Origin of the sequence: Phytomonospora endophytica (assembly GCF_014202425.1) — a bacterium.
Classification (GTDB): domain Bacteria; phylum Actinomycetota; class Actinomycetes; order Mycobacteriales; family Micromonosporaceae; genus Phytomonospora; species Phytomonospora endophytica.
Map to the genome: position 1 here is coordinate 1 of NZ_JACHGT010000015.1, position 22,441 is coordinate 22,441.

The 22,441-nt window shown below is 72.4% G+C and carries 23 protein-coding genes and 2 riboswitches; of the genes, 8 read left to right on the plus strand and 15 right to left on the minus strand.

Annotated elements, in window-relative coordinates:
* Positions 1-150 precede the first annotated feature (150 nt).
* Both HNR73_RS29000 and HNR73_RS29005 read right to left on the minus strand, forming a co-directional pair.
* Complete coding sequence (locus HNR73_RS29000; protein ID WP_184790852.1) at positions 151-1,734, minus strand: hypothetical protein; 1,584 nt, start codon at positions 1,732-1,734, stop codon at positions 151-153.
* Between the two features lie 91 nt (positions 1,735-1,825).
* Complete coding sequence (locus HNR73_RS29005; protein WP_203686341.1) at positions 1,826-2,773, minus strand: MBL fold metallo-hydrolase; 948 nt, start codon at positions 2,771-2,773, stop codon at positions 1,826-1,828.
* A gap of 84 nt (positions 2,774-2,857) precedes the next feature.
* On the opposite strand from HNR73_RS29005, the gene HNR73_RS29010 reads away from it, so the two are divergent.
* Positions 2,858-3,811, plus strand: a complete 954-nt coding sequence (locus HNR73_RS29010; RefSeq protein ID WP_184790853.1) for a LysR family transcriptional regulator — start codon at positions 2,858-2,860, stop codon at positions 3,809-3,811.
* Here HNR73_RS29010 and HNR73_RS29015 read toward each other — a convergent pair.
* The 3 genes from HNR73_RS29015 to HNR73_RS29025 are packed head-to-tail and all read right to left on the minus strand — an operon-like array spanning position 3,808 to position 5,639.
* Positions 3,808-4,659, minus strand: a complete 852-nt coding sequence (locus tag HNR73_RS29015; RefSeq protein ID WP_184790854.1) for a serine hydrolase — start codon at positions 4,657-4,659, stop codon at positions 3,808-3,810. The two genes, HNR73_RS29010 and HNR73_RS29015, sit on opposite strands and share 4 nt — an antisense overlap.
* A 9-nt stretch (positions 4,660-4,668) precedes the next feature.
* Positions 4,669-5,232 carry a YdeI/OmpD-associated family protein gene (locus HNR73_RS29020; protein WP_184790855.1) on the minus strand — a complete coding sequence of 188 codons (564 nt, stop codon included), beginning with the start codon at positions 5,230-5,232 and terminating at the stop codon, positions 4,669-4,671.
* On the minus strand, positions 5,229-5,639 hold the full coding sequence (locus HNR73_RS29025) for a VOC family protein (RefSeq protein WP_184790856.1): 411 nt from the start codon (positions 5,637-5,639) through the stop codon (positions 5,229-5,231). Before HNR73_RS29025 ends, HNR73_RS29020 begins: the two co-directional genes overlap by 4 nt.
* Positions 5,640-5,726: 87 nt before the next feature.
* Here HNR73_RS29025 and HNR73_RS29030 point away from each other — a divergent pair, with 87 nt between their 5' ends.
* The 5 genes from HNR73_RS29030 (at position 5,727) to HNR73_RS29050 (ending at position 10,034) form a co-directional block, all read left to right on the plus strand.
* A complete protein-coding gene (locus HNR73_RS29030; RefSeq protein ID WP_184790857.1) occupies positions 5,727-6,713 on the plus strand; it encodes a helix-turn-helix transcriptional regulator in 987 nt (328 codons plus the stop codon).
* Positions 6,714-6,722: 9 nt separating this feature from the next.
* Positions 6,723-7,580 carry a hypothetical protein gene (locus tag HNR73_RS29035; protein ID WP_184790858.1) on the plus strand — a complete coding sequence of 286 codons (858 nt, stop codon included), beginning with the start codon at positions 6,723-6,725 and terminating at the stop codon, positions 7,578-7,580.
* 42 nt (positions 7,581-7,622) lie between these two features.
* Entirely contained in the window at positions 7,623-8,507 is an 885-nt protein-coding gene (locus HNR73_RS29040) for a hypothetical protein (protein WP_184790859.1), read from the plus strand.
* Positions 8,508-8,569: 62 nt separating this feature from the next.
* Positions 8,570-9,529 carry a TIGR03557 family F420-dependent LLM class oxidoreductase gene (locus tag HNR73_RS29045; RefSeq protein WP_184790860.1) on the plus strand — a complete coding sequence of 320 codons (960 nt, stop codon included), beginning with the start codon at positions 8,570-8,572 and terminating at the stop codon, positions 9,527-9,529.
* A gap of 40 nt (positions 9,530-9,569) precedes the next feature.
* Positions 9,570-10,034, plus strand: a complete 465-nt coding sequence (locus HNR73_RS29050; RefSeq protein ID WP_184790861.1) for a GNAT family N-acetyltransferase — start codon at positions 9,570-9,572, stop codon at positions 10,032-10,034.
* Here HNR73_RS29050 and HNR73_RS29055 read toward each other — a convergent pair.
* Genes HNR73_RS29055 through HNR73_RS29080 form a run of 6 tightly spaced genes read right to left on the minus strand, consistent with a single transcriptional unit; the run spans position 10,031 to position 16,534 of the window.
* Positions 10,031-10,588 (minus strand): type 1 glutamine amidotransferase domain-containing protein, encoded by a 558-nt coding sequence (locus tag HNR73_RS29055; RefSeq protein ID WP_184790862.1) that lies wholly within the window; start codon positions 10,586-10,588, stop codon positions 10,031-10,033. The two genes, HNR73_RS29050 and HNR73_RS29055, sit on opposite strands and share 4 nt — an antisense overlap.
* A 28-nt stretch (positions 10,589-10,616) precedes the next feature.
* The gene (locus tag HNR73_RS29060; protein WP_239122163.1) at positions 10,617-11,456 is read right to left on the minus strand and encodes an ECF transporter S component family protein; all 840 of its coding nucleotides are present in this window, start codon (positions 11,454-11,456) and stop codon (positions 10,617-10,619) included.
* Positions 11,453-13,057 (minus strand): ABC transporter ATP-binding protein, encoded by a 1,605-nt coding sequence (locus HNR73_RS29065; protein ID WP_184790863.1) that lies wholly within the window; start codon positions 13,055-13,057, stop codon positions 11,453-11,455. Before HNR73_RS29065 ends, HNR73_RS29060 begins: the two co-directional genes overlap by 4 nt.
* 2 nt (positions 13,058-13,059) lie before the next feature.
* Entirely contained in the window at positions 13,060-14,238 is a 1,179-nt protein-coding gene (locus HNR73_RS29070) for a CbiQ family ECF transporter T component (protein WP_239122162.1), read from the minus strand.
* Positions 14,235-15,125 carry a hypothetical protein gene (locus tag HNR73_RS29075; RefSeq protein ID WP_184790864.1) on the minus strand — a complete coding sequence of 297 codons (891 nt, stop codon included), beginning with the start codon at positions 15,123-15,125 and terminating at the stop codon, positions 14,235-14,237. The genes HNR73_RS29070 and HNR73_RS29075 overlap by 4 nt, the downstream gene beginning before the upstream one ends.
* On the minus strand, positions 15,122-16,534 hold the full coding sequence (locus HNR73_RS29080) for a prenyltransferase/squalene oxidase repeat-containing protein (RefSeq protein ID WP_184790865.1): 1,413 nt from the start codon (positions 16,532-16,534) through the stop codon (positions 15,122-15,124). Before HNR73_RS29080 ends, HNR73_RS29075 begins: the two co-directional genes overlap by 4 nt.
* Before the next feature lie 148 nt (positions 16,535-16,682).
* Positions 16,683-16,837, minus strand: a riboswitch (cobalamin riboswitch).
* A gap of 79 nt (positions 16,838-16,916) precedes the next feature.
* A riboswitch (cobalamin riboswitch) is annotated at positions 16,917-17,052 on the plus strand.
* Positions 17,053-17,154: 102 nt separating this feature from the next.
* Between HNR73_RS29080 and HNR73_RS29085 the strand changes: the two genes are divergently transcribed.
* Positions 17,155-18,183 (plus strand): prenyltransferase/squalene oxidase repeat-containing protein, encoded by a 1,029-nt coding sequence (locus HNR73_RS29085; RefSeq protein ID WP_184790866.1) that lies wholly within the window; start codon positions 17,155-17,157, stop codon positions 18,181-18,183.
* A 12-nt stretch (positions 18,184-18,195) separates the two neighbouring features.
* Entirely contained in the window at positions 18,196-18,666 is a 471-nt protein-coding gene (locus HNR73_RS29090) for an SCO2322-related protein (protein WP_184790867.1), read from the plus strand.
* A gap of 46 nt (positions 18,667-18,712) precedes the next feature.
* Here HNR73_RS29090 and HNR73_RS29095 read toward each other — a convergent pair whose 3' ends face one another.
* The 4 genes from HNR73_RS29095 to HNR73_RS29110 are packed head-to-tail and all read right to left on the minus strand — an operon-like array spanning position 18,713 to position 22,205.
* A complete protein-coding gene (locus HNR73_RS29095; RefSeq protein ID WP_184790868.1) occupies positions 18,713-19,711 on the minus strand; it encodes an enoyl-CoA hydratase/isomerase family protein in 999 nt (332 codons plus the stop codon).
* Positions 19,711-20,043 (minus strand): type II toxin-antitoxin system PemK/MazF family toxin, encoded by a 333-nt coding sequence (locus HNR73_RS29100; protein WP_184790869.1) that lies wholly within the window; start codon positions 20,041-20,043, stop codon positions 19,711-19,713. Before HNR73_RS29100 ends, HNR73_RS29095 begins: the two co-directional genes overlap by 1 nt.
* Positions 20,043-20,273, minus strand: a complete 231-nt coding sequence (locus HNR73_RS29105) for a hypothetical protein (RefSeq protein ID WP_184790870.1) — start codon at positions 20,271-20,273, stop codon at positions 20,043-20,045. The genes HNR73_RS29100 and HNR73_RS29105 overlap by 1 nt, the downstream gene beginning before the upstream one ends.
* Before the next feature lie 57 nt (positions 20,274-20,330).
* Positions 20,331-22,205: a glycosyltransferase family 2 protein gene (locus HNR73_RS29110; RefSeq protein ID WP_184790871.1), complete on the minus strand. Its 1,875-nt coding sequence runs from the start codon at positions 22,203-22,205 to the stop codon at positions 20,331-20,333.
* Positions 22,206-22,441: the final 236 nt, after the last annotated feature.

Genomic DNA, 22,441 nt, shown 5'->3' on the forward strand with positions numbered 1-22,441 from the left:
CGAAGAACCTGGGGCAGTCAAGGGAAAGAGCGCCCTTGACAGCCCCAGAACCTTCGTGTTGCACCAATCCCTGGCCGAAGCGACGGAGACACACGTAAGTGGTTCGAGGGGTCCGGTCGCGCTACGCGCGACAAGACCCACCCGATCGCGCTACGCGCGACAAGACCCACCCCTCCCGATCACCCACGCTCCCATCCCTACCCCCGCTCCTACTCCCGCCACGCATATCCCCGCCAAGCCGGTCGCGCCTGCGTACCCCGCAGGCCATCCCGCGCTCCATCCCAGGTACGGCCCGGCGAACGCCACCCACACCAGCGCCCCTGCCGCCACGACCAGCGCCTTGCCCTTTCGCGGCATCCCCGCTCCCCGCAGCGCCAACCCCGCGAACCCGCCGTGCACCACCAGCATCGTCAGCGTGAGCCCCACCGCCCACGCCGCGCTTTCCGTGAAGGCGCCCACGCCGAGCACCGGCACCCCCAGTACGAGCAGCCCGCACGAAACCGCCCACCACCCGCGCAGTCCCGCATGCGTTCCCACTCCCGCATCCACACCTGTCCGACCGGGCGGCCAACCCCGCTCTCGCTCCCACTCCCGCTCCCGCGCCCCTCTCCGCTCCCGCATCGCCAGCGCCCCCGTTCCCACGGCCATCGCGAGCGCCGTGAGGAGCGCGGCGATCCCCAGCTCCGTCGTGACCCCGTACCCGAACCGGGCGAGCGCGAGCGGTCCCGCATGGAACCGCGACGGCCCGTATTCGCCACCCATCGTGTCCACGGGCACGCGGGTCCAGGTGCCGTCGGTGCTTCTGACGACTAGGCCTTCGATGCCCGCGGCGACGATGACTTCGTGCCCTTGCGGGGTGGTGCGGACGAGGATGTCTCGTGCGGTGAGCAGTTCCGTGCTGTAGTCGCCGCCGAGGCCGTGGCGTTCGGCGAGCCACGGCCAGCGCTCGGGTGGGATCTCCCACGTCGTGTGCCAGGTGGCGCCGTCGTCGAGGGTCTCGTCGATGCCGAGGGCTTCGCCTTCGTGGAGGCGGTAGCAGTGCCCCGGCTCCTCGGGTACGCAGTCCGTGCGGTTCATGCGGGCTTCGGCGGCGTCGATGGGGTCGGTGTCGCCGGTGCTTGGTGTTTCGATGCGCGACCAGGTTCCCGGTTGTCCGCGTGTGACGCCATAGGTGGTGTAGACGGCGACTCTTCCGTCCTCTTCTTCGACGGCGTAGACGGCGTCCATCGGCACGAGTGAGGTCGCGGTGGTGGCCAGGAGCAGGAGGGGCAGTCCCAGGAGCAGGCGCGCTCGTCCCACCGTGGTGGCGGCGACGGGGATCTGCGTCGCCGGCCGGCTTCGCCGCCAGGCGAGCCAGGCGAGGGCGAGCGCGGGGAGGGCGACCAGGTCGGTGGCGTCGGCTCGGACCAGGGAGGGGCCGGCGAGGGCGCTCCACAGCGCGGACGCGATGTCGGCGCCGGTCTGGGTGGTCTTCACCAGCGTGAAGGCGAGGCCGCTCGTGATGAGGGCGGCGACCGCCGGGGCGTGTGCGTCGAGTCGTCGTGGCGCGATCAGGCTCATGGCCAGGGCGAGGAGTGCGGGTGCCGCGGCGAGACCGGTGACGTCGCTGAGCTTTCCGGTGATCGGTCCGGGAAAGGCCGCTTTCAGGACGTGGTCGTTGAGGAGCAGGACCAGGGCGGCGGCGATCGTCAGGGGGTGGGCGACCCAGCGGATCGAGGGGTGCGCGGCGGGCATGGGTTCGAGGATCGGGGGGTGACGTCATCGGGGGGTCACGGGCTTGTTGCGAACCGGCACGGATCGGGGGGTCCGTGCCGGTTCGCCGGGATCACCGCACGGTGAACCGTTCGAGGTGGTCGATCTTGACCCATTCGCTGCGAGGGGAGGCCTGCGCGACGGCTTCCTGCAGTGCGGCCAGTCCGCCCCAGTCGACGGCCTCCTCGGTCAGCGGCTCGTCGAAGTCGTCCCAGTGCGTGGGGATCACGTAGCGGGGTTCGCCGAGGGCCTTGAAGAGGCGCGGCACGTAGGACGGGGTGCTCGTGCCGCCCGGCTGGATGAGGATGACGTCGGGCCGCAGTCCTTCGATCTCGCGGGCGATGTAGTTGGAGGACCCGAAGTTCATGATCCGCACGCCGCCGATGGTGATGAGGTAGGCGAGGCTGTCGCCTTCGACGAGGTCGGCGATCGTCTTCGGGCGCTTCGGCGGCTTGCCCGGTCGCGTCCCCGGGAACGGCAGTTTCCCGCCGCCGGCCGAGTGCGAGGAGCGGAACACCTCGATGGTGTAACCCTCGTGCTGGAAGGCCTCGCCGCCGCGGACGAGCGACAGCTTGTCCGTGCGGGCGCCGAGGGCCTTGATCATGTTGAGGTGGCTCTCGCTGCCGATGACCATCGCGCCGGTCTTGTCGGCGATGTAGGGCACGTCGGTGAGATGGTCGTAGTGCCCGTGCGTGACCAGGATGTGGTCGGCGGTGCCGATGTAGGGGTCGATGAGCCGCGGGTCGCTCTCGATCTCGATGTCCGGCGAGGCGCCCTCGGGCGTGTAGGTGCCGGTCCAGAAACGCGTGAGCCACGGGTCGATCAGGATCGTCTTCCCGGCCCCGGTGATCTCCCAGGAGTTGTTGCCCAGCCAGCGCAGGGTCACGTCGGTCTCCGGCGACAGGGAGGGTTCGGCGTGCACGGCGGCGCTCGCGACGGCCGGCACCCCGGTGGCGGCGACGGCTCCGGCGGCCGAGGCGGCCAGCATGCGTCGGCGGGTGAGGAAAGCGGAATCGGACATGCCGCAGACCAAAGCACGGGTTCGGGGGCCGCGTCCAAGATCGGCTCTGTGCAGGCCCGATATCCGGATTGATATCGTCGCCGGGTGGACCTGGTGCGGCACCTGCGGTACTTCGTCGTGGTGAGCGAGGAACGTCACTTCGGCCGCGCCGCCGAACGCCTCGGCATGGCGCAGCCGCCGCTGAGTCAGCGGATCCGGCGACTGGAGACCGAACTCGGCGTCCGGCTCTTCGACCGGCACGCGCGCGGCGCCGACCTCACCGACGCCGGCCGGGTCCTCCTCGGCGAGACCGTCGAGCTCCTCGCCCGCCTCGACCGGGCCGTCGACCTGACCCGCCGCGCCCACCGCGGCGAGGTCGGCACGCTGCGCGCCGGCGTCCCCGCCGACATCTCCGGCCGCGCCCTCGCCGCGATCGCCGGTGCCTTCGCCGACCGGCGGCCGGAACTCGACCTCGACCTGCAGGAACTCACCACCGCCGAACAGCTCCGCCAGCTCGCCGACCGGGCCCTCGACGCCGCGCTCGTCCGGCGGCCCGTCGAGGCCGAGGGCTTCGCGGTGGCCGCGGAGACGTCCGTCCCGCTCGGGGTCGTCCTGCCACGCGACTCGCCGCTGGCCGCCCGCACCGAACTGCGGCTCGCCGACCTCGCGGAGCAGGGGCTGGTGAGCCGCCCGCGCGCGGCCGCGCCCGGTTTCTACGACGAGGTCCTCGACGTGTGCCGTGCCGAGGGCTTCGACCCGGTGCGCGTCCATCACGCCCAGAACCCCGAGTTCGTGCTCGGCCTGGTCCTCGCCGGGAAAGGTGTCGCCTTCGACACCGGCGAGGTCGCGCGCAAGGAGGCCCGCGTGGTGTGGCGCCCGCTGGAGGGGGACGCGCTGGTCGCGCGGTCGACGGTGCTGGTCCCGCGCGAGCACGCCCACCCGGCGGCGGAGGACTTCGCCGCGGTGGTCGTGGAGGTGCTCGACGGGGGAGCCGAACCCGCGGATCGCGAAAGGGAGACGGTGGCGCGGCCGTGGACGGCGGTGTTCGGCGAGGTCTAGGCGCCGCGCAACTCGTCCACCGCGATCCTCGCCGCCCGCCCGATCGCCAGGTCCACGTCCGGCCGCCGCCGGTGCGGCGTCGCGATCCGCGTGAACACGGCGATCGCGTAACGCGAGCCGTCCGGGTACTCCGCGACCGCGACCTCGTTGCGCAGCCCCGGCAGCGTCCCCGACTTCGCCGCGACGCGCACGTCGTCGTCGAACCCGGCGGCGATCCGGTGCCAGTCGGCCTGCCGCGACATCAGCGTCCGGACGTGCGCGCACGCCGCCGGCGTCCCGGCCGTGTCGCCCCAGATCGCCGCGAGCATCCGGGTCATGTCGCGAGGCGTTGACGTGTTCGTGCCGCCCGGCCGGTACGCGCGCGTCCCCGCGAGCTCCTCGTCGCTCGCGGCGGCGAGCGCCGCCAGGTCGCCGAGGTCTTCGGCCATCGCGGTCACGACCGTGCGCGGGGGGCCGGTCACGACGGTCGCGTCCATGCCGAGTTCGGTGACGAGCGAGCGCAGGTTCGGCACGCCGACGCGGTCGCAGAGCAGGTCGGCGGCGGTGTTGTCGGAGACCGACATCATGAACGCGGCCAGGTCGCGCAGGCTCAGTTCGACGTCGTCGAGGCACCCGGCGGTGCCCGTCCCGCCGAGCCGGTCGTCTTCCCGGACGCGCACGCGGTCGGCGGGGTCGAGCTGCCCGGCGTCGGCCTGCCGCGCGAACTCCAGCGCGATCAGCACCTTCAGGACCGACGCGATCACGACCGGCCGGTCGGGCGTCAGGCCCGTCCCGGCGCCGGTGGCGAGGTCGACGGCGTGCAGTGCGGCGTCGGCGCCGACCTCGGCGAACACGTCCTGGAGCGGCATCCGGCGAGCCTAACCGCGCGTGTCCTCGGCCAGCCGCTCGACCGCCCGGCGCAGCAGCGTCTCCCGTCGTTGCGGGCTGCGCGCCTTCGCCAGCTCCAGGATCACCGCGTACCGGCCGGTCTTGCCGAGGGCCTCGAAACCCGCCGCGGCCCGCGCGTCGGCCGACAGGGCGGCCTGGAGGTCGGGCGGGACGGTCGCCTTCGCCTGTGACTCGTAGGCGCCGTCCCAGCGCCCGTCGGCCTTCGCCCGTGCGACCTCGGCGAGCCCTTCGGGCCGCATCCGCCCGGCGGCGTCCAGCGTGAGGACCCGGTCGACGTTGATCCGCGACCACGAGCTCCGCGTCCGCCTCGGGGAGTACTTCTGCAGGTAGTACCGCTCGTCGCAGCTCTTGCGGATGCTGTCGATCCACCCGAAGGCCAGGGCGCCGTCGAGCGCGTCGGACAGCGTCACCGAGGTCGCGCCCTTCCCCTTCTTGGCGATCTTGAGCCACACGCCTTCCCGCTCGCCGGGATGCGCGGCCAGCCAGGCCTCCCATTCGCCGAGGTCGCGGGCCAGGACGATCGGGGCGCTCATCCGAGCATCTCCAGGTAGTGCGCGTTGCTCATCAGGCCGAGGATGTTGCCGAACGGATCGGCGACCGAGGCCGTGCGGAAACCGGTCCCGCGCTCGGTGATCGGCTGGAAGGTCTCGGCCCCCATGGCGATCGCGCGCTCCACGGCCGCCTCCAGGTCGTCGACGGCCCAGTACGTGACCACGCCCCCGGGCGTTCCGGTCGTGCCGGGCGGGGCGTAGCGGCTGTCGCAGATCCCGAGCTCGGCCTGGTGGTCGCCGATGCGGAACTCGACGTAGGCGGGCTTGCCGTCGGGACCGTCGTTGCGGAAGTAGGGGTCGGCGCCGATGTACTCGCGGTACCAGTCGACGGCCGCCGCGACGTCTTCGGCCCAGTAGGTGATGGTGCACATTCCGCGCAGGACGCTCATGACTTCTCCTTCGTTCGGGCTGGTGAAGACCACACTAGAAGCCATTGTGGAAGCTCCGGTTCCGCAATCTCTGGCAAACTGCGAGGAATGCTGGACACCTCCGTTCGCCTCCTCCGCCTGCTGTCGTTGCTGCAGGTCAGACGGGACTGGCCGGGCGCCGAACTCGCCGGCCGGCTCGACGTCACCACCCGGACCGTCCGTAACGACATCGAGCGCCTGCGGATCCTGGGCTACCAGGTCGACTCGACCACGGGCCCGCACGGCGGCTACCGCCTCGGCGCGGGCACCGCCCTCCCGCCCCTCCTGCTTGACGACGACGAGGCCGTCGCCGTCGCCGTCGGCCTCCGGGTCGCCGCCGCGAGCACCGTCACCGGCATCGAGGAGACCTCGCTGCGGGCGCTGGCCAAGCTGGAACAGACCCTGCCCCCGCGCCTGCGGCAGCGCACCGACGCGCTTCGCACCGCCACGGTCTCGGCGGCCGGAGGCGGCCCGACCGTCGACGCCGAGATCCTCACGACCCTCGCCGCCGCCGTGCACCGCTGCGAACGCGTCCGCTTCGACTACCTCGACCGCTCCGGCGACACGACCCTCCGCGACGTCGAACCCCACCGGCTCGTCTACACCGGCCACCGCTGGTACCTGCTCGCCTGGGACACCGCCCGCGCCGACTGGCGCACCTTCCGTGCCGACCGCGTGCGCCCGCGCGTCCCCACCGGCCCGCGCTTCACCCCGCGCGAACTCCCCGAAGGCGACGCCGCCTCGCACGTCGTGCGCGGTGTCGGCACGCGCGCGTGGCGGCACCAGGCCCGCGTCCGGCTCGACGCGCCCGCCGCCGTCGTCGCCGACCGCGTCATCCCCGCCGCCGGGACGCTGACCCCGGTCGACGAACGGACCTGCGAACTGGAGACCGGCTCCGACTCGCTGATCGACCTGGCCTGGTACCTCAGCCGCATCGACGTCCCCTTCACCGTGCTGGAGCCGCCCGAGCTGCGGGAAACCCTGCGTTCACTGGCATCGCGGTACCTGGCTGCGTCCGAAGTGGACGGACCCCCGGACGAGACCCCGGCCCGGTAGCGTGCCGCCATGGACCTCCAACGCGCGTGGGCCGACGACTGGGAGACACGGCTGTCGGCATGGGCGCGCGCCGTCGCCGTCCTCCTCACCGGCCTCGCCCTCGGCGCGGCCGCCGGCTCCGCGCTCGTCTGGTCGGCACCGGCCACGCTCCCCGGCGAGCAGGGAACCCGGGAACTCGCCGCGCAGATCACGTCCGCACCGCCCACCACCGTCGACCAGGCGGGCGCCCCGGCGCGCCTGCCCCACGAGGACTGGCCCGTCGACGGCTTCTGGAACCACCTCCTCCTCGGCCACAACAGCGAACCCAACGTCCTCACCGCGGACTGGCTCAGCCCTCCCGGCCACACGAACCCCGACCTGCCCTCCCTCGCCGAGATCGAGGCCTCCCTGCGTGCCGGCGGCTGGATCATCGACGGCACGACACCCCTGACCGCCCACGACTCCTCGCTCGCCATCGCGATCCGCGGCGACCCCGGGCGACTGGAACTGGCCGTGCGCGTACGGCCCTACCCGACCCCCGCCGCGCCGCTGATCGCCGCCGCGCTCGCCGGTGCCGGGATCGCGCTGCTGTGGCTGCTCTGGCGCCGCCATCTGCTGGCGTGCAAGGGAAGGCCCGGTGCCAAGGTCGGCGTCGTCGGCATGGTCCTGCTCGTCCCCAGCACCCTCGCGGTCTACGCGGCGGGTGGTGAGTCCGGCTGGTGGGGCGAGGACGCGGCGAACCTGTGGGAGTCGGCGCGCTTCTACGTCGACATCACACCGTTCGGCCTGTTCATGAACGCGGGCGTGATCCTGCTCGTCACCGACGCGATCCTGCTGCTGGTGCGCCCCAGGGGATGGCGGCCCGACGAGATCGTGCTCGCCGCCTGATTCGTCCGATGTGGATGGTCCGTGGTCCGGTAGCGTGCGGTGATGGACCTGCCCGAGGACGCCCACCGGATCTACGGCTGGGTGAGAGTCGCCGTCGTCGGAGTGGTCGGCCTCGCGCTGGGCGCGGCGCTCGCTTCGGGTCTCGTGTGGAGCCGGCCGGAGAAGCTGCCCGACCGTGAGCGGATCGCCGAGATCGCCGCGCTGGTCTACCCGGTGGCGCCGGAGTGGATCGGGGGCGAGGACAGTCCCGGAACCGTCCCGCACGAGGACTGGCCGATGGAGGCCTGGTGGCAGAAGCTCTTCTTCGGACACAGCGACCAGGGAGGGGTGGCCGGTGCCAGCTGGTCGGACGCGGAGATCGCGGCGACCGACGCGATCGCCTACCAGCGCCTCGTCGACGCCGAGGCCGCGCTGCGGACCGCCGGGTGGACCATCGACGGGTACGGCGACGCCCTCCGGCGCGTCGACGGCACCCCGACGCCCGATGACATCCTTACCGCGCACCAGGGCCAGGTCGAGGTCGTGCTGGACAGCTACGGCGGGGAGACCCCGAGCCTCTCGATCTACCCGCTCCCGTACCCCACCCCCGCCGCGCCCGTGCTGGCCTGCGCCGCCGCCGGGCTCGTCGTCGCGTCGGCCTGGCTGTTCCTGCGCCGCCGTCACCGGCGGCGGCACCGCATCGACGCCGGTCTGACCGGGCCGGTAGGTGTCGCGTTCCTGGTGCCCAGTGCGTTGGCGGTCACGGTCAGCTTCATCGGCGGCGGCTGGGGCGTGGGCGCCGCCGACCTGTGGCAGGCCGCGCGCTTCCCCCTGCCCGTGCTGCCGCTCGGTGCGCTGATGAACATCGGGCTCCTACTGCTGCTCGTCGACGCCTACCTTCAGTTCCGGAGGGCCAGACGCGGCGCCGACGTCCCCGTCCCCGCCTGAGTCCGCCGAAACCCCCGACCGCGGCTCCATCGCGCCCGTAGCGTCGGGTGCGAGGAGGCGCCATGCAGATCGGGTACAAGCTCATCGCCGAGGCCTTCGGCCCGGCCGAGCTCATCGCGCAGGCCGTCCGCGCCGAACAGGCCGGGTTCGACTTCGCCGAGATGAGCGACCACTTCCACCCCTGGCTCGACGCGCAGGGCCACTCGCCGTTCGTGTGGACGGTCCTCGGCGCGATCGCCGCCCGGACCGAGCGCCTCGGCCTCGCCACCGGCGTGACCTGCCCGACCGTCCGGTACCACCCGGCGATCATCGCGCAGGCCGCCGCCACGCTCGCCCTGGTCGCCGACGGGCGTTTCACGCTGGGCGTCGGGTCCGGCGAGCGCCTCAACGAGCACGTCGTCGGGCGGGGCTTCCCCGACGCCGACGGGCGCCAGGAGCTCCTCGTGGAGGCCCTGGAGATCATCCGGCTGCTCTGGAAGGGCGGTTATCGCTCCTACGAGGGCCGCCACCTGAGCCTGTCGGACGCCCGTGTCTTCGACCTGCCCGACCCGCTTCCGCCGATCGTCGTCGCGGCGGGCGGCCCGCGCGCGGCCAGGCTGGCCGCGGAATACGGCGACGGGCTGTTCACCACCGAACCGAAGACCGAACTCGTCGAGGCCTACCGCAAGGCGGGCGGGAGCGGCCCGATGTACGCCGAGATGGCGGTGTCGTGGGCGCCCGACGAGAAGACCGCCGTCCATGCGGCCTGGGAGACCACGCGCTGGGCCGTCACGGGCTGGAAGGTCATGTCCGAGCTGCCCAACCCGGTCAACTTCGAGGCCGCGAGCGCCACGGTCCGCGAGGAGGACGTGGCGAAGCAGTTCGCGTGCGGGCCGAACGTCGAGCGCTACCTGGAGGTCGCCCGACCCTACGTCGAGGCGGGCTTCGACCACCTCGTCCTCATGAACGCCGGACCCGACCCGGAGGGCTTCCTCGCCTTCTTCGAGCGCGAGCTCGCGCCCGCCCTGCGCGACCTGGGTTAACCCCTGGATCGGGCCTGTGCCGCCCTTGTAGGTTCCCGGGATGAGCGATGAGACGCGGATCCGTTCGGCGGTGGAGGCGGACGCGCCCGTGATCGCCGCAATCCACCTGGCCTCCCGGGCGGCGGCCATGCCCTACCTGCCGCCGCAGAAGCGGAACCACGAGCAGGTGACCCGATGGGTCCTCGACGTCGTGCTCAAGGAATGCCGCGTCTGGGTCGCGGTGACCGGTGCGGAGATCGACGGCTACGCGGCCCTCGACGGTGACCTGCTCGAACACCTCTACCTGCGTCCGGACGCGCGCCGGCGCGGGATCGGCACCCTGCTGCTCGACGAGGTCCGGCGGCACAGTCCCGCGGGCCTGTCGCTGCACGTCTTCCAGCAGAACGCCGAGGCCCGCGCCTTCTACGAGCGCCACGGCTTCACCGTCCTGGAGCTCGGTGACGGGCAGGGCAACATGGAGAAGCTGCCCGACATGACCCTGCGCTGGACCCCGGACGCGCGCTAGCCGAGCGCCTTGGCGATCGCGCCGACGAAGTCGTCGAGGTCGCCGGGATCGCGCGAGGTGATCAGGGTCCAGCCGCCGGTGTCGTCGCTGACGACGGACCGGTCGACCCACTCGCCGCCCGCGTTGCGGATGTCGGTCCGCAGCGAGGCGTAGGACGTGAGCGTCTTGCCGCGTGCCGCGTCGGCCTCGACCAGTACCCACGGCCCGTGGCAGATCGCGGCCACCGCCCGCCCGCCGGTGCGGAACGCCCCGACCAGGCCGACGGCGGCGCCGTCCTGGCGCAGCTTGTCGGCGTTGAGCGTCCCACCGGGGATCAGCAGCAGGTCGTAGGCGGACGCGTCGGCCGCGCTGATCGTCAGCGACGGGTCGACGGTCTCGCCGGGGTCCTTGTCGCCGACGAGCGTCCGGATCGGTTCGTTCTCGGCCGCGGCGACGTCGACCTGGGCCCCGCCTTCGCGGAGACGTGCGACGGGAACGAGCAGTTCGTCCTGTTCGACGCCGTAGTTGGTCACGATGGCCAGAACGCGCCGTCCGCGCAGGCTGGTGGACTCCATGGCTATCCCCTCCCTGTTCGCCTGTCGCCTACCCGTCCGCGCCGGGCGTCAAACCCCCAGGTCGCGGGCTCGTTTCGAAGCGCACCGGCACGCCGAAGGCCGCCCTCCGCGACGCCCGCCGGAGCACGGCGAGCACGGCCGGGCCGGCCAGGATGATCGCGATGAGGTTGGTGACCGCCCGTCCGGTGTCCCAGCCGAAACTCGACGTCGTCACGGTGAACACGAAGAAGGTGTGCAGGTTCTCCCCGGGCGTGGCCGCCGGGTTGAAGCCGAGGCTCGTGCCGATCGCGGTGAACGGCCAGAACCACATGTTCATGATGAAGCCGAAGGCGTAGGCGGCGACGACTCCGTAGGCCGCCAGCATCGCGATCTCGGCCTTGCCCGTGACGCGTTTGGGCAGCAGTCCGGCGCCGAGCCCGATCCAGGCCGAGGACACCATCTGGAAGGGCAGCCACGGCCCGACGCCGGCGGTGAGCAACGCCGAGGCGAACAGCGAGGTCGCGCCCATCGCGAAACCGAATCCGGGCCCGAAGACCCGTCCGGCGAGCACGAGCAGGAAGAACACGGTCTCGATCCCGGCCGTTCCGGCGCCGAGGGGGCGCAGCCCGGCGTTGACGGCCGACAGCACGCCGAGCAGGGCCAGGACCTTCGGGTCGATGCCGCCGGAGGACATCTCGGCGAGGACCACGGCGAGGATGACCGGCATCGCGATGAGGAAGATCAGGGGCGCGTCGGCCGAGTGCGCCATCGCCTCGGGCTCCGGGGGAGCGAACAGGGGCCAGAAGAACATCGACAGCCCGGCGAGGCTGGCGACGGTCAGCACGAAGGCCGTGCGGAGGTTGATCCGGAGGACCGACACGCGGTTCACGACGCCTCCTCGGCGAGTGCCGCCGCGACCTGCTCGACGGTGAGCCAGGGCGCCAGGACCTTGGCGACCTGGGGCGCGAAGGCGGGGGAGGAGACGACGACCTCGGCGGTCGGCCCGTCGGCGACGATCTCGCCTTCGGCCATGACGACGACCCGGTCGGCGGCCCCGGCGACGAACTCCACGTCGTGGGTGGCGACGACGACGGCCCGCCCGGCCGCGGCCTGTGCCCGGACGGTCTCGGTGAAGTGGCGTTTGGCGTGGTAGTCGAGGCCGCGCGTCGGCTCGTCGAGCAGGACCACGCCGGGCGCCGAGGAGAGCTGGACGGCGAGGACGAGCGCGAGTTTCTGGCCTTCCGACAGGTCGCGCGGGTGCCGGTCGCCGGGGATGCCCGGCGCGAGCGCGTCGAGCAGCGTGCGGCAGGTTCCGGGCGGGACTTGCGACTCGGTGTCGCCCTGCTTGCATTCGGCGTCGACGGTGTCGAGGTAGATGAGGTCGCTCGCGGTCTGCGGGACGAGCCCGACGAGCGCGCGGGCGCCTTTCGCCGAGGCCTTGCCGGGGTCGGTGCCGCCGACGTCGACGGTTCCCGACCGGCGGGGACCCGAGCCCTGGAGCGCCCACAGCAGTGAGGACTTCCCGGATCCGTTGCGGCCCATGAGGGCAAGGACCTCCCCGCCGCGCAGGTCGAGGTCCACTCCGCGCACGGCGAGGGTCTGTCCATAAGCGACGGTGACCCGTCGTGCCGTGAGGCGTGCGGCGCCCGGCTCGGCCGTGTTCGTCGCCGGTTCGCGGCCCCGGAGTCGTTCGTGCAGCCCGGCGGCCCGGCGGCGGGCGTCGCGCACCGACAGCGGCGGCGGTTCCCAGCCCGCGAGCCGCGCGAGGCGCACGACCGGCGGCGCGAGGTCGCTGTCGGCGATGAGCGTGGCCGGTTCACCGTCGACGACCCGTCCGTCTCCGTCGAGCCGGACGAGCCGGTCGGCGTACTGGAGGACCCGCTCGACCCGGTGCTCGGCGACCAGCACGGTCGTGCCTAGATCGTGCACGAGGCGGATGATCGCGGCCAGGACGTCCTCGGCGGCGGTCGGGTCGAGCGCGGAGGTCGGTTCGTCGAGGACCAGCACCTTGGGATGGGCGGTCAGGACCGCGCCGATGGCGACCCGCTGCTGCTGCCCGCCGGACAGTGTCCGCAGTGGACGTCGACGGAGTTCGGCGATGCCCAGCAGGTCGAGGGTCTCCTCGACGCGTTTGCGCATCACCTCCGGTGACGTCCCCAGCTGCTCCATGCCGTAGGCGAGTTCGTCTTCGACGGTGTCGGTCACGAAGCCCGCCAGGGGATCCTGGCCGACGACGCCGACCAGTTCGGCGAACTCCTGGGGCGCGCGGTCCTCGGTCGCGTGGCCGTCGACGGTGACCCGCCCGTGCAGTGTTCCGCCGGTGAAGCGAGGGACGAGCCCGTTGACGGCACCGAGCAATGTGGACTTTCCCGCGCCGGTGCGGCCCGTGACCAGGCACAGCTCCCCTTCGGGGATGTGCAGGTTCACACCGGCGAGCACGGGCGTGCTCGCTCCGGCGTGGAAGAAGGTGACGTCGTCGAAGCGGATCATGGTCACTTCCTCGCGGCCCGCGGTGGGCCGCCGACGGGCAGGGCGGCCGGTGCGGTGCCCTGGGCGGGGATCTCGGCGGTCGCCGGTTCCTGTGTCGACTCCGGCGGCGGCGCGAGCCAGGCCGGGAGCACGCCGATGAGGATCGCGACGGCCGGGAGCAGGCCGACTTCGGGCCAGGTCAGTGGATTCAGCGAGGGATAGAGGTTCGCCGGGTCGACGCGGGTCGTGAGGTACATCAGGGTTCCGGTGGCAAGACCCGAGGCGACGACGGCGAACTCGCCCGGCCGCCACCGGTCGGGTCGGTAGCGGCTGCGGCGGACGCGCCTGCCACCGATGACGAAACCGGCGGTCGCCACGGCCAGTCCGGCGGCGAGCATCGGCGCGCCCATGTACCGGGGCGTCGAGGCGTCCATGACGCCGTAGAGCCCGGCGCAGACGCCGAGAAGTCCTGTCACGACGAGGGATCCGGTCAGCAGCCGCGTCCCGCGAGGCACGTGGCCGGTGCGACCGTAACCGCGCGAGGCCATCGCGGCGGCCAGGGCCAGCGAGCGGTTGAGGGCGTCTTCCAGGACGGGTATGAGGATTCCGCGCAGAGCACGCAGGCCCTTCTGCCCGCCGGCGCGCAGGCGGCGCGCCCGTCGCACCCGCAGGACGCTCTCCACGAGCTGCGGTGCGACGGTCAGCGCGACCACCACCGCCGTCCCGATCTCGTACAGGGCACCGGGAAGCGCCTTGAGCATGCGCTTGGGGTTGGCCAGCGCGTTCGCCGCGCCGACGCACACGACCATAGTCGCCAGTCGCAGCCCGTCGTAGAAGCCGCCGAGGATCTGCTCGACCGCCACCGCCCCGAACAACCGGATCCCCGCCGCCCACTCCGGCAGTGGGATCTCGGGCAGTGTGAACAAGACGATGTCGCCCTGCCCGCCACCGAACACGATCCGGAAGACCACCCGCATGGTCACGATGAACGCGCCAAGGAAGAGGTACATCCGGAAGGCCAGCGCCCACGGCGCGTCCCCGCGGCGACGCACGACGACGAAACCGCACACCGCCAGGATCATCACCAGCAGGATCGGGTTCGTCGTGCGACTCGCGGCCGTCGCCAGGCCCAGTGACCACAGCCACCACGCACCGGGGTGAACGGTGCGGGGCAGCGGCGGCCACCGGTCCCGGAGGCTCAACTCGTCTCGCCGCGGCGGGCGAGTCTCCGGCGCCAGGCGATCGCGCCCCCGCCGACCGCGAGCAGGGCCACCACGCCGATCCCGGCGAGCGTGCTGCCGGGAATGCCGCCCTCGGTGGTGTTCGACGCGCTCTTCAGGCCGTCCTCGCCGACGCCGGTCCAATTCGGGGCCTCGGTCGGCAGATCGGCCGGACCGGGACCGGACTCCACAGTGGACGGAGTGGCGCTCGCCGACGGTGCCGCGGACTCGCCCGGTTTCGGTGCGGCCGGGTCGCCGCCGCCGGGTTTCGCGGGTTCACCGCCGGGGCCGGAACCGTTGTCGCCGGGCGGATCGCCGCCGTCGCCGCCGTCATCACCGCCGTTGTCGCCGCCGGTCGGCGGGGGCGCGGGTCGCTGCGGTGCCACGCCGGGCGGGGGATTGGAGGTCGAGGAGTTGTTCTTGGAGAACGACCAGCCCTCGAAGCTGCCCTGCGGCGGCTTGCGGTTCATCACGCCCCACTGGCTGTAGGTCCAGTTCCCGCCGTTGGGCGCGTGCCAGTAGCTCCAGTAGGCCGAGGCCGGGGGCGTGTCGATGCAGGGTTCGTCGGCGGGGCCCGGCTTGCCCTCGACGCGGCAGATGAAGGCCTCGCCCCAGCGGTTCGTCCCGGCGATCTGGATGCCGGCGTTCTTCAGCGCGGTCAGGCCGGTGGCCTGGTCGCCGGGGGCGCAGCGCACGATCGTGGTGCCGCCGAGCTCCTGGAAGTCGATGATCACGGTGACGCCGGTGGCGTCGGGGCAGAAGCCGGGCGTGCCCTTGCCCGTGTCGATCGCCGAGGCGGGCGCGGCCCACCCGGCCGTCAGACCGGCCGCGAGGGCGAGGGCCGTCAGTGCGTTGCGGACGCGTCTCATGCCTTCGTCGCCTCCTTGCGCTTGCGCGCGATGAGGAGCAGGACCAGGCCGCCGCCGAGCAGGCCGATCGCCAGGCCGCCGAAGCCGAGGAGGCTCGCACCGGTCAGCGGAAGTTTGCCGTTGCCTCCCGGACCGGGTGTACCGGGTGCGGTGGTGGTGGCGGTGGTGCCCGAAGGGCTCGCGGTCGTCGAATCGGAGGGGCCAGGTGAGGCGGGGTCCGAAGTGGATGGAGCGGAGGAGCCGGGCGACGACGGGCTCGGCGAGTCGGAGCCGCCCGGGTCGGGGTCGGTGACACCGATCTCGCCGAGCGGGATCTGGGCGAGGGTGAGCAGGGCCTGCGGGGTGGCGCGGCGCCAGGTGTCGCGCTGGAGCGGGTCGAGGCCGTTGGCCTTGGCGTCGGCCAGGATCTCGTCGTTGTAGGCGATCGTCCCGGCGTCGGCCTTGGCCGCGCCCCCGCCGGCCTCGGTGATCTGGTGCGCGACGACCCACGCGGCGGCCTTGTCGGCCTCGGCCTTGTGGCCGGTCGCGGCGAGGGCCTGCCCGGCCAGGCCGGTGGAGTTGGTGTTCGGCGCGGCCGTCGGGCCGGACCCGCCGAAGGATCCGTCGGGCTTCTGGATCGACGTCAGCCAGTCGCCGCCCTTCTTCGCGGCGGCCTCGGCGCCCTCCACCCCGTCGGCCGCGGCCGCCAGCAGCGCCTGCACGGCCATCCCGGTCGAGTCGGGATCGAGGACCGGATCGTCTTGTGCGTCGCAGTTCCCGGTCACACCGCTGCCGCCGAAGGCGTACGGGTACAGGCGGAAACCGCCCTCGGAGCACTGCTGGTCGATGAGGAAGTCGACGGCGGGCGGCGGGACCTCGCCGCTGCGCACGAGACCGAGTACGGCGAGGGACTGGTCGAAGGTGTTGCTGTTGTCGTTGCCGGAGGTGACCTTGTCCTTGACCCGTCCCTCCTCCGGGCCCTTGTCCGTCCCGGCGAGCAGATCCAGGACCTCCTGACGCATGTCGTACTCGCCGAAGGCCTCCGGGTCGGCGCCGGAGACGACCGCCGCGTAGAGGACCTTCGCGGTCGCGCCGGCGATGCGCTGACCCTTGGTGTCCCACAGATCCAGGGAGAAGTACTCGTACGCGCGGGTCTTCAGCGTCTCGGTGATCTTGTCGGCGACGGCGTCGTCGGCACCGGTCGCCTTCAACGCGATGAGCGTGTCGATCGTCAGACCCCAGTCGGCGGTGCCCCAGCCGGAGGGCACGAAGCCCTCGGCGGTGACCTCGCGGGCCTGCCACGCGGCGGCGGCCCGCGCGGCGGACGGGTCGGCGAGGGCGGTCGGGGACAACACGATCGCGGCGCCTGCCACCACGGAGGTGGCGGCCCCAAGGGCGGCCAGGGTTCTGGCGGTGGGTCTGCCGGACATCGGTGGCACCTTTCGACGCGCGCGGGGCGATCGGCGTCGCGGGCCAGGGCGGCGAACCAAAAGAGCCCCTGGCGCATCCGTTGACGAATGCCGCAAGGGGCCCGAAAGACTCGGCTACCGGGCTCCACACCGCAGACCATGACAGTGAGAAGCAGTGCACGCGCCCGGCAGGTGTTCCGACTTGCGGCCTTCGCCGCTCACGGTTGCAGGTCAGCGCCGGATTCGCACCGGCTTTCCCTTGCCTTGCACGCGATTCGCTTGTCCGCCGACGGGCAGTCGGCGACCGGAGTCTACTTCCCGTCACGGTCCGTGCGCCAGGTCGCCGCTGCGATCCGGCCCACATCTGTCCGGAGGTTCACACCCGGCTTGACACGTACCGTGCGGCCGCACATACTGCCTGCGCACATCCAATCAGGACGGTAGCGGGGGAAGTCCGGTCGAAGTCCGGCGCTGACCCGCAACGGTGGGCCGCAACGTATGCGGCGAGCCCGAATACCCGCACCGCCCGTATTGCATCGCCCATTTCCCGTCGTGGTCCGCGGGACGGCGACCGGTATCAGGGCGCAGCCGTCCACGGACTCCGGTACGCGTCTCGCATACCGGAAAGGCGTTAAACGCCCATGTCATTGCGCCTGTTGACGCGAGCCGCCCTTGTCGGCGGACTCGCGCTCACGGTCTTCGCGGCGACGCCCGCCGTCGCGTCCTCCCCTCCCACCGGCGATCGTGGCGACGCCGCGGCCGGCTGGCTCGCCCGCCACATGGTCGACGGCGAACGCTTCGAGGCAGTCTTCGACGGCGTCGCCTACCCCGACCAGGGCCTGACCGTCGACGCCGTGTTCGCCTTCGCCGCGAGCAAGACCGCCGACGCCTTCGCCGAGCGTGCCCTGACCTGGCTCGCCTCGCCGGGTGTCACCGGCGGCTACATCGGTGAAGGCACCGAGGCCTACGCCGGTGCCACCGCCAAACTGACCCTCGCCGTCCAGGTCCGCGGCGGCGACCCGTCGGCCTTCGGCGGCTTCGACCTCGAAGCGCGCCTCCGCGGCCTGCAGACCCCCTCGGGCCGCTTCTCCGACAGCTCCCAGTGGGGTGACTTCAGCAACGGCTTCAGCCAGTCCCTGGCCGTCCTGGCCCTCGACCGCACCACCGGCGGCGCGCCCGCGACGGCGGTCGGCTTCCTCGCCGGAAGCCGTTGCGCCGACGGCGGCTACCCGCTGCTGTTCGCGCAGGCGACCTGCACGAGCGACGTCGACGTCACCGCGATCGCCGTCCAGGCCCTGATCGCGGCCGGGCGCTGGTCGGACGCCGCCGCCGGACTGTGCTGGCTGCTCTCGGTGCAGTCGGCGAACGGCGCCTTCAGCGCCCTCGGCGTCGAGAACGCCAACAGCACCGGCCTCGCCGCCCAGGCCCTCCTCGCCGGGGGCAGGTTCACCGCGGCCGCCAAGGCCCGCCAGTTCCTGCGCGGGCTCCAGGTCGACTGCACCGGAGCGGCCGCCGACCGTGGCGCGATCCGTTTCAAGGCCGGGCCTCTCGACCCGGCGACCGCCACCCGCGCCACCGCGCAGGCCGTCCTCGGTCTCGCGTCGGTCAGCCTCGGCCGCCTCGACGCGACCGGCGCGCGGTCCGGCGACCCCGTCCTCTCCTGCCAGTAAAGGGAACCCGACATGACCACGCTCACCCGCCGGGCGGCGCTGCTGCTCGCCGCCCTCCTCACCGCCGTCTCCTTCGTCGCCGCCGACCCGGCCGCCCGCCCCGCGCAGGCCGCCGGGTGCAGCGGCACGACGGGGGTCACCGTCGTCGTCGACTTCACCGCCTTCGGCGGCAGCGTCGAACGCCGTTGCGCGCTCGGCGATCCCGCCACCGGCATCGCCGCCCTCCAAGGCGCGAGTTTCACCGTCACCGGCACCAGCCGCTGGGGACTCGCCTTCGTCTGCCGTCTCGACGGCCTGCCGACGGCGGCCGCCGAGGCCTGCGTCAACACGCCACCGACCTCGGCCTACTGGTCGTACTGGCACGGCACCCCGGGCAGCGCCTGGACCTACAGCACTTCCGGTGCCAGCGCTTACAACCCGGCGCCGGGCAGCGTCGAAGGCTGGGCCTTCGGCTCGGGCGCGCAGCCGACCGTGGCGCCGTAACGCAGGCGCGCCCCGGCGGTGCCGCACCGCCGGGGCGTTCGAGTCCTCAATGGACGAGACCGAGCTCCCGCTCGCCGGGGGCGAACAGGGCGTCGACGTCCCCGACCGGCGCCCAGCGCGGATCGCGGTCCTTGTCGATGATCTGCGCGCGAATGCCCTCGGCCAGATCGTGGGTGCGCAGCAGCGCCGCCGAGAGCCTGAACTCCCTGTCCAGCACGGCTTCCAGGCTCGGCAGCGCGGCCGCCTCGCGCACCGACCGCAGCGTCACGGCCAGCGATGTCGGCGACTTGCCCTCGATCTCCTTGGCCGCGGCCCGCGCGCCCGGCGCCGGGTGGTCCCGCAGTCGCGCGAGGATTCCGGCGATGTCGGGAGCGGCGTAGCAGTCGTCGATCCAGTCCCGGGCGGCGGCGAGCTCACCGTCCGGAACCGGTGCGGTGAAGCCGGGGACCTCACCGTCGTGAAGCTCCAAGGCCAGCGACGGCAGCCGTGACGAGGGCACGTAATGGTCGGCGAGGCCGGTGTAGATCGCGTCGCCCGCACCGATCGAGCCGCCCGTCAGCGCCAGATGCAGGCCCGTGCGGCCGGGCGCGAGGGCGAGCAGGCGGCTGCCGCCGACGTCGGGATGGAAACCGATGCCGACCTCGGGCATCGCCAGCCGCGAGCGCTCGGTGACCAGCCGGACCCCGGCGTGGCCGCCGATGCCGATGCCGCCGCCCATGACCAGGCCGTCCATCCACGCCACGATCGGCTTGGGGTAGGCGGCGATGCGGGCGTTAAGGCGGTACTCCTCCGCCCAGAAGTCGAGCGAGGCCGTGCCGCCCGACAGCGCGTCGGCGTGGAAGACACGGAGGTCGCCGCCCGCGCACAGACCCCGGTCACCGGCGCCGGTCACGAGGATCGCACGCACCCGAGGTGAGTGCTCCCAACGATCGAGGACGGTGTGCAGCGCGGCGACCATGTCGGCGTTGAGGGCGTTGATCGCGCGCGGCCGGTTGAGCACGATCCGGCCGAGGCGCCCGGTGACGCGGGTGAGGACCGGGACCATCAGCGCCGGGGGAGCCCGAGGACGACGCCGAGGGCGACGTCGAGATGTTCGAGGGTCTCGGCGGGAAGATCGCCGAGCGAGGGGCCGAGCTTGATCTGGGTGACCTCGTTGAGGCGGTCGGGCATGATCCAGCCGACCGCGTCCATCCCGGTGGGCAGTGGGACGGACACACCCGTGTCGGCGGCCTCGGCATCGGCCGTGATGCGCGCGACGATCGCGCGGCTTGTCGCGTCGTGCATCTCGTCGGCGGACACGACGGCGGTGAGGATGTCACCCGCGACGGTGGTCCGCAGACGGCGGATCTGGCCGCGCCGCACCCCGGCCGGGCGCACTACGCGTGGTCCCCGACGAGCTCCTCGGTGAGGCGGTCGACGTCGAGCTGCTCGCGATGCGCGATGCGCTCCGAGACCCGGAAGTAGGTCATGGCGGTCCGTGCCTGCTCCCGCCGCGCCAGCTCCCCGTTGACATAGGCCGAAAGCGAGACCCCGGCACATTTCGCCTGGTCGCGCAAGCGCGCGAGGAGATCGACGTCGAGCGAGAGGGAGACGGGAGCGGTCGTCATAGGAACCATCGTAGCGATCCTCTCATGCGGAATGGGAGGGGCGGCGGCCGGAGAAATTCAGCGCCGCCGCAGTCGCCTCGCGAGCGCCGTCAGCCGCGGCAGGAGGCGGACGCGCACCGACCGGCCCTTCTTGTTGACCACCAGCACATCCCGGTGGAGGTCACCGATCTGGAGATCCACGCGGACGTCCCAGCTGCCGGGGCGCAGGCGGACACCGGGCAGGGCCAGACCGGCGGTGAGACGCAGATTTCCCGCCGCCGTCGTCGTGGTCGTCGAGAGCCGATGCCGGACCGGCCCGCGCGCCAGCGTGATCACCGCGTCGACGAGACGATCGTCGGGCGGCGCCGGGTAGTCGACCGTGAGGCGGAGACGGGTCGTGGTGCTGCGCATCGACTTCAAAAGCGGCACCGGCATCGTCGAATGGACGTGCTCGCCGAGGTCGAGGCCGAGATTGCCGTACTTGGTGTGGAAGACCGTGGCGACAACGGATCCGTCGCGGCCGGGCAGCTCGTGCGACTCGGTCGCGGCGGCGAGGCCGTCGGCGCGACGGGTGCCGAGGCGTTGCTCTCGCCGAAGCCCGTCGACAGCGACGGCGACCGACACGTCCCAGAGCCCGTCGGGCATGGCGTGTTTCGACGGGTCGAGGACGCCTTCGAAGGCGCCGGACTCGGTCGTGGTCGCGGGGATCGTCACGGTCGACTCGCCGGCGCGTTCGCGCAGGACGAGTTCGACGGTCTGCGGGTGGTTTGGCAGATCGGGGATCACGGCCGTGCCGGTGACGCGCAGGCCCTCATCGGTCCGGGCGAGGCCGCCGAGTTCGTGGTCGACTCGAAGGCGGTCGGTCACGTCGTAGATCTGGTCGGGGACGGTCCTGGTGGCGTCGCGGAAGAAGGTCAGCGGCAGGTAGGCGCGGCCGTCCTCGACGACCGGCGACGCTTCCGTGTCCGCGACGATCTCGCCGAGAGCCGCGATGAAGCCGTCGAAGTCGCCGACGGCGATCAGGTGCGACAGCAGGCGCCGCCTGGGATCGAGCGCGGCGAGGATCCCGTCGGTGAGGTGCTCTTCGAGCAGCGCGTGGGCCTTGCCGAAGGTGCCGCGCTTCTCGGTGTCGGACAACGTCGCCAGCCAGTACCCGCCGAAGAGGGTGAGGACGGCCGTGCGGACGTGGCGCTGCAGCAGGCGATCGCGCTTCTCACCGCGCGGGACGTTGTCGGTGACGATGCCGAAGAGGTCGGCGGCGATGTCGAGCAGCGCGGGGTAGTCGGGGGGCTGGTTGGTGGCGTTGGAGCCGTCGGCGCGCTGGCGGAGGTAGTAGCAGTCGTAGTCGGCGACGATCGAGATGGTCGCGGCCTTGAGATAGCAGAGGCTCGTGAAAGGGCCGTCCTCGCGGCGGGGGACGCCTTCGGGGAAGCGGATGCCGTTGTCCTCGATGAGGGAGCGGCGGAAGAGCTTCCACGGGCCGAGGCTGTTGAAGACCTTCGAGGTGTACAGGTCGGCCTTCTCCATCGAGCGCCCGAACATCGACTTCGGCGCCCGGTCCCGATGCCCCGGCGGCGTGGCCATGCGACCGAGGACGACGTCCGCGGACGCACGCTCGGCCATCGCGACGAGCCGTTCGAGGGCCTCGTCACCGAGATAGTCGTCCCCGTCGAGAAAGAAGACGTAGGTGCCGCTCGCCAGTTCGAGGCCCCGATTGCGCGGGCCGCCGGGCCCACCGGAGTTCGCCGGAAGCCGCTCGGCCGTCAACTCGGGGAACTCCGCGGCCAGCCGCGAAAGCTCCTCCCAGCTCCCGTCGGTGGACCCGTCGTCAACGGCGATGACCTCTAGTCTCGCGGTCCCGATCGTCTGCCGGCGGACCGAGTCGAGGCACTCGCCCAGCCACGGACGCACGTTGTAGACGGGGATGACGACGGACACGGTGGGGTCAGGCACAGCCGGATCCTAACCGCGCCCGGCACGACCGGCACAGGCTTGAGACGGAGCCGAATCCGGGCACCGCACGGCCAGGGCCGTTACGCGTGGTGGCCTTGTCGCCAACGGCCCCGGATCGCCGGATTTGCGCTCACCCTGGGTGGTGACGACGGCCACTGGGCGGGGTCGGATTCAGGTTGGCGAAGTCTGTTCTCCGCCGGGGGCGAGCCGATCGGTGGGACGGCGACGAGCCGCCC

Bases quoted from the DNA above. Each gene is read 5' to 3' on its own strand.
- HNR73_RS29000 (WP_184790852.1), bottom strand. From the start codon at position 1,734: ATGCCCGCCGCGCACCCCTCGATCCGCTGGGTCGCCCACCCCCTGACG.
- HNR73_RS29005 (WP_203686341.1), bottom strand. From the start codon at position 2,773: ATGTCCGATTCCGCTTTCCTCACCCGCCGACGCATGCTGGCCGCCTCG.
- HNR73_RS29015 (WP_184790854.1), bottom strand. From the start codon at position 4,659: ATGCCGCTCCAGGACGTGTTCGCCGAGGTCGGCGCCGACGCCGCACTG.
- HNR73_RS29020 (WP_184790855.1), bottom strand. From the start codon at position 5,232: ATGAGCGCCCCGATCGTCCTGGCCCGCGACCTCGGCGAATGGGAGGCC.
- HNR73_RS29025 (WP_184790856.1), bottom strand. From the start codon at position 5,639: ATGAGCGTCCTGCGCGGAATGTGCACCATCACCTACTGGGCCGAAGAC.
- HNR73_RS29030 (WP_184790857.1), top strand. From the start codon at position 5,727: ATGCTGGACACCTCCGTTCGCCTCCTCCGCCTGCTGTCGTTGCTGCAG.
- HNR73_RS29035 (WP_184790858.1), top strand. From the start codon at position 6,723: ATGGACCTCCAACGCGCGTGGGCCGACGACTGGGAGACACGGCTGTCG.
- HNR73_RS29040 (WP_184790859.1), top strand. From the start codon at position 7,623: ATGGACCTGCCCGAGGACGCCCACCGGATCTACGGCTGGGTGAGAGTC.
- HNR73_RS29045 (WP_184790860.1), top strand. From the start codon at position 8,570: ATGCAGATCGGGTACAAGCTCATCGCCGAGGCCTTCGGCCCGGCCGAG.
- HNR73_RS29050 (WP_184790861.1), top strand. From the start codon at position 9,570: ATGAGCGATGAGACGCGGATCCGTTCGGCGGTGGAGGCGGACGCGCCC.
- HNR73_RS29055 (WP_184790862.1), bottom strand. From the start codon at position 10,588: ATGGAGTCCACCAGCCTGCGCGGACGGCGCGTTCTGGCCATCGTGACC.
- HNR73_RS29065 (WP_184790863.1), bottom strand. From the start codon at position 13,057: ATGATCCGCTTCGACGACGTCACCTTCTTCCACGCCGGAGCGAGCACG.
- HNR73_RS29075 (WP_184790864.1), bottom strand. From the start codon at position 15,125: ATGAGACGCGTCCGCAACGCACTGACGGCCCTCGCCCTCGCGGCCGGT.
- HNR73_RS29080 (WP_184790865.1), bottom strand. From the start codon at position 16,534: ATGTCCGGCAGACCCACCGCCAGAACCCTGGCCGCCCTTGGGGCCGCC.
- HNR73_RS29085 (WP_184790866.1), top strand. From the start codon at position 17,155: ATGTCATTGCGCCTGTTGACGCGAGCCGCCCTTGTCGGCGGACTCGCG.
- HNR73_RS29090 (WP_184790867.1), top strand. From the start codon at position 18,196: ATGACCACGCTCACCCGCCGGGCGGCGCTGCTGCTCGCCGCCCTCCTC.
- HNR73_RS29095 (WP_184790868.1), bottom strand. From the start codon at position 19,711: ATGGTCCCGGTCCTCACCCGCGTCACCGGGCGCCTCGGCCGGATCGTG.
- HNR73_RS29105 (WP_184790870.1), bottom strand. From the start codon at position 20,273: ATGACGACCGCTCCCGTCTCCCTCTCGCTCGACGTCGATCTCCTCGCG.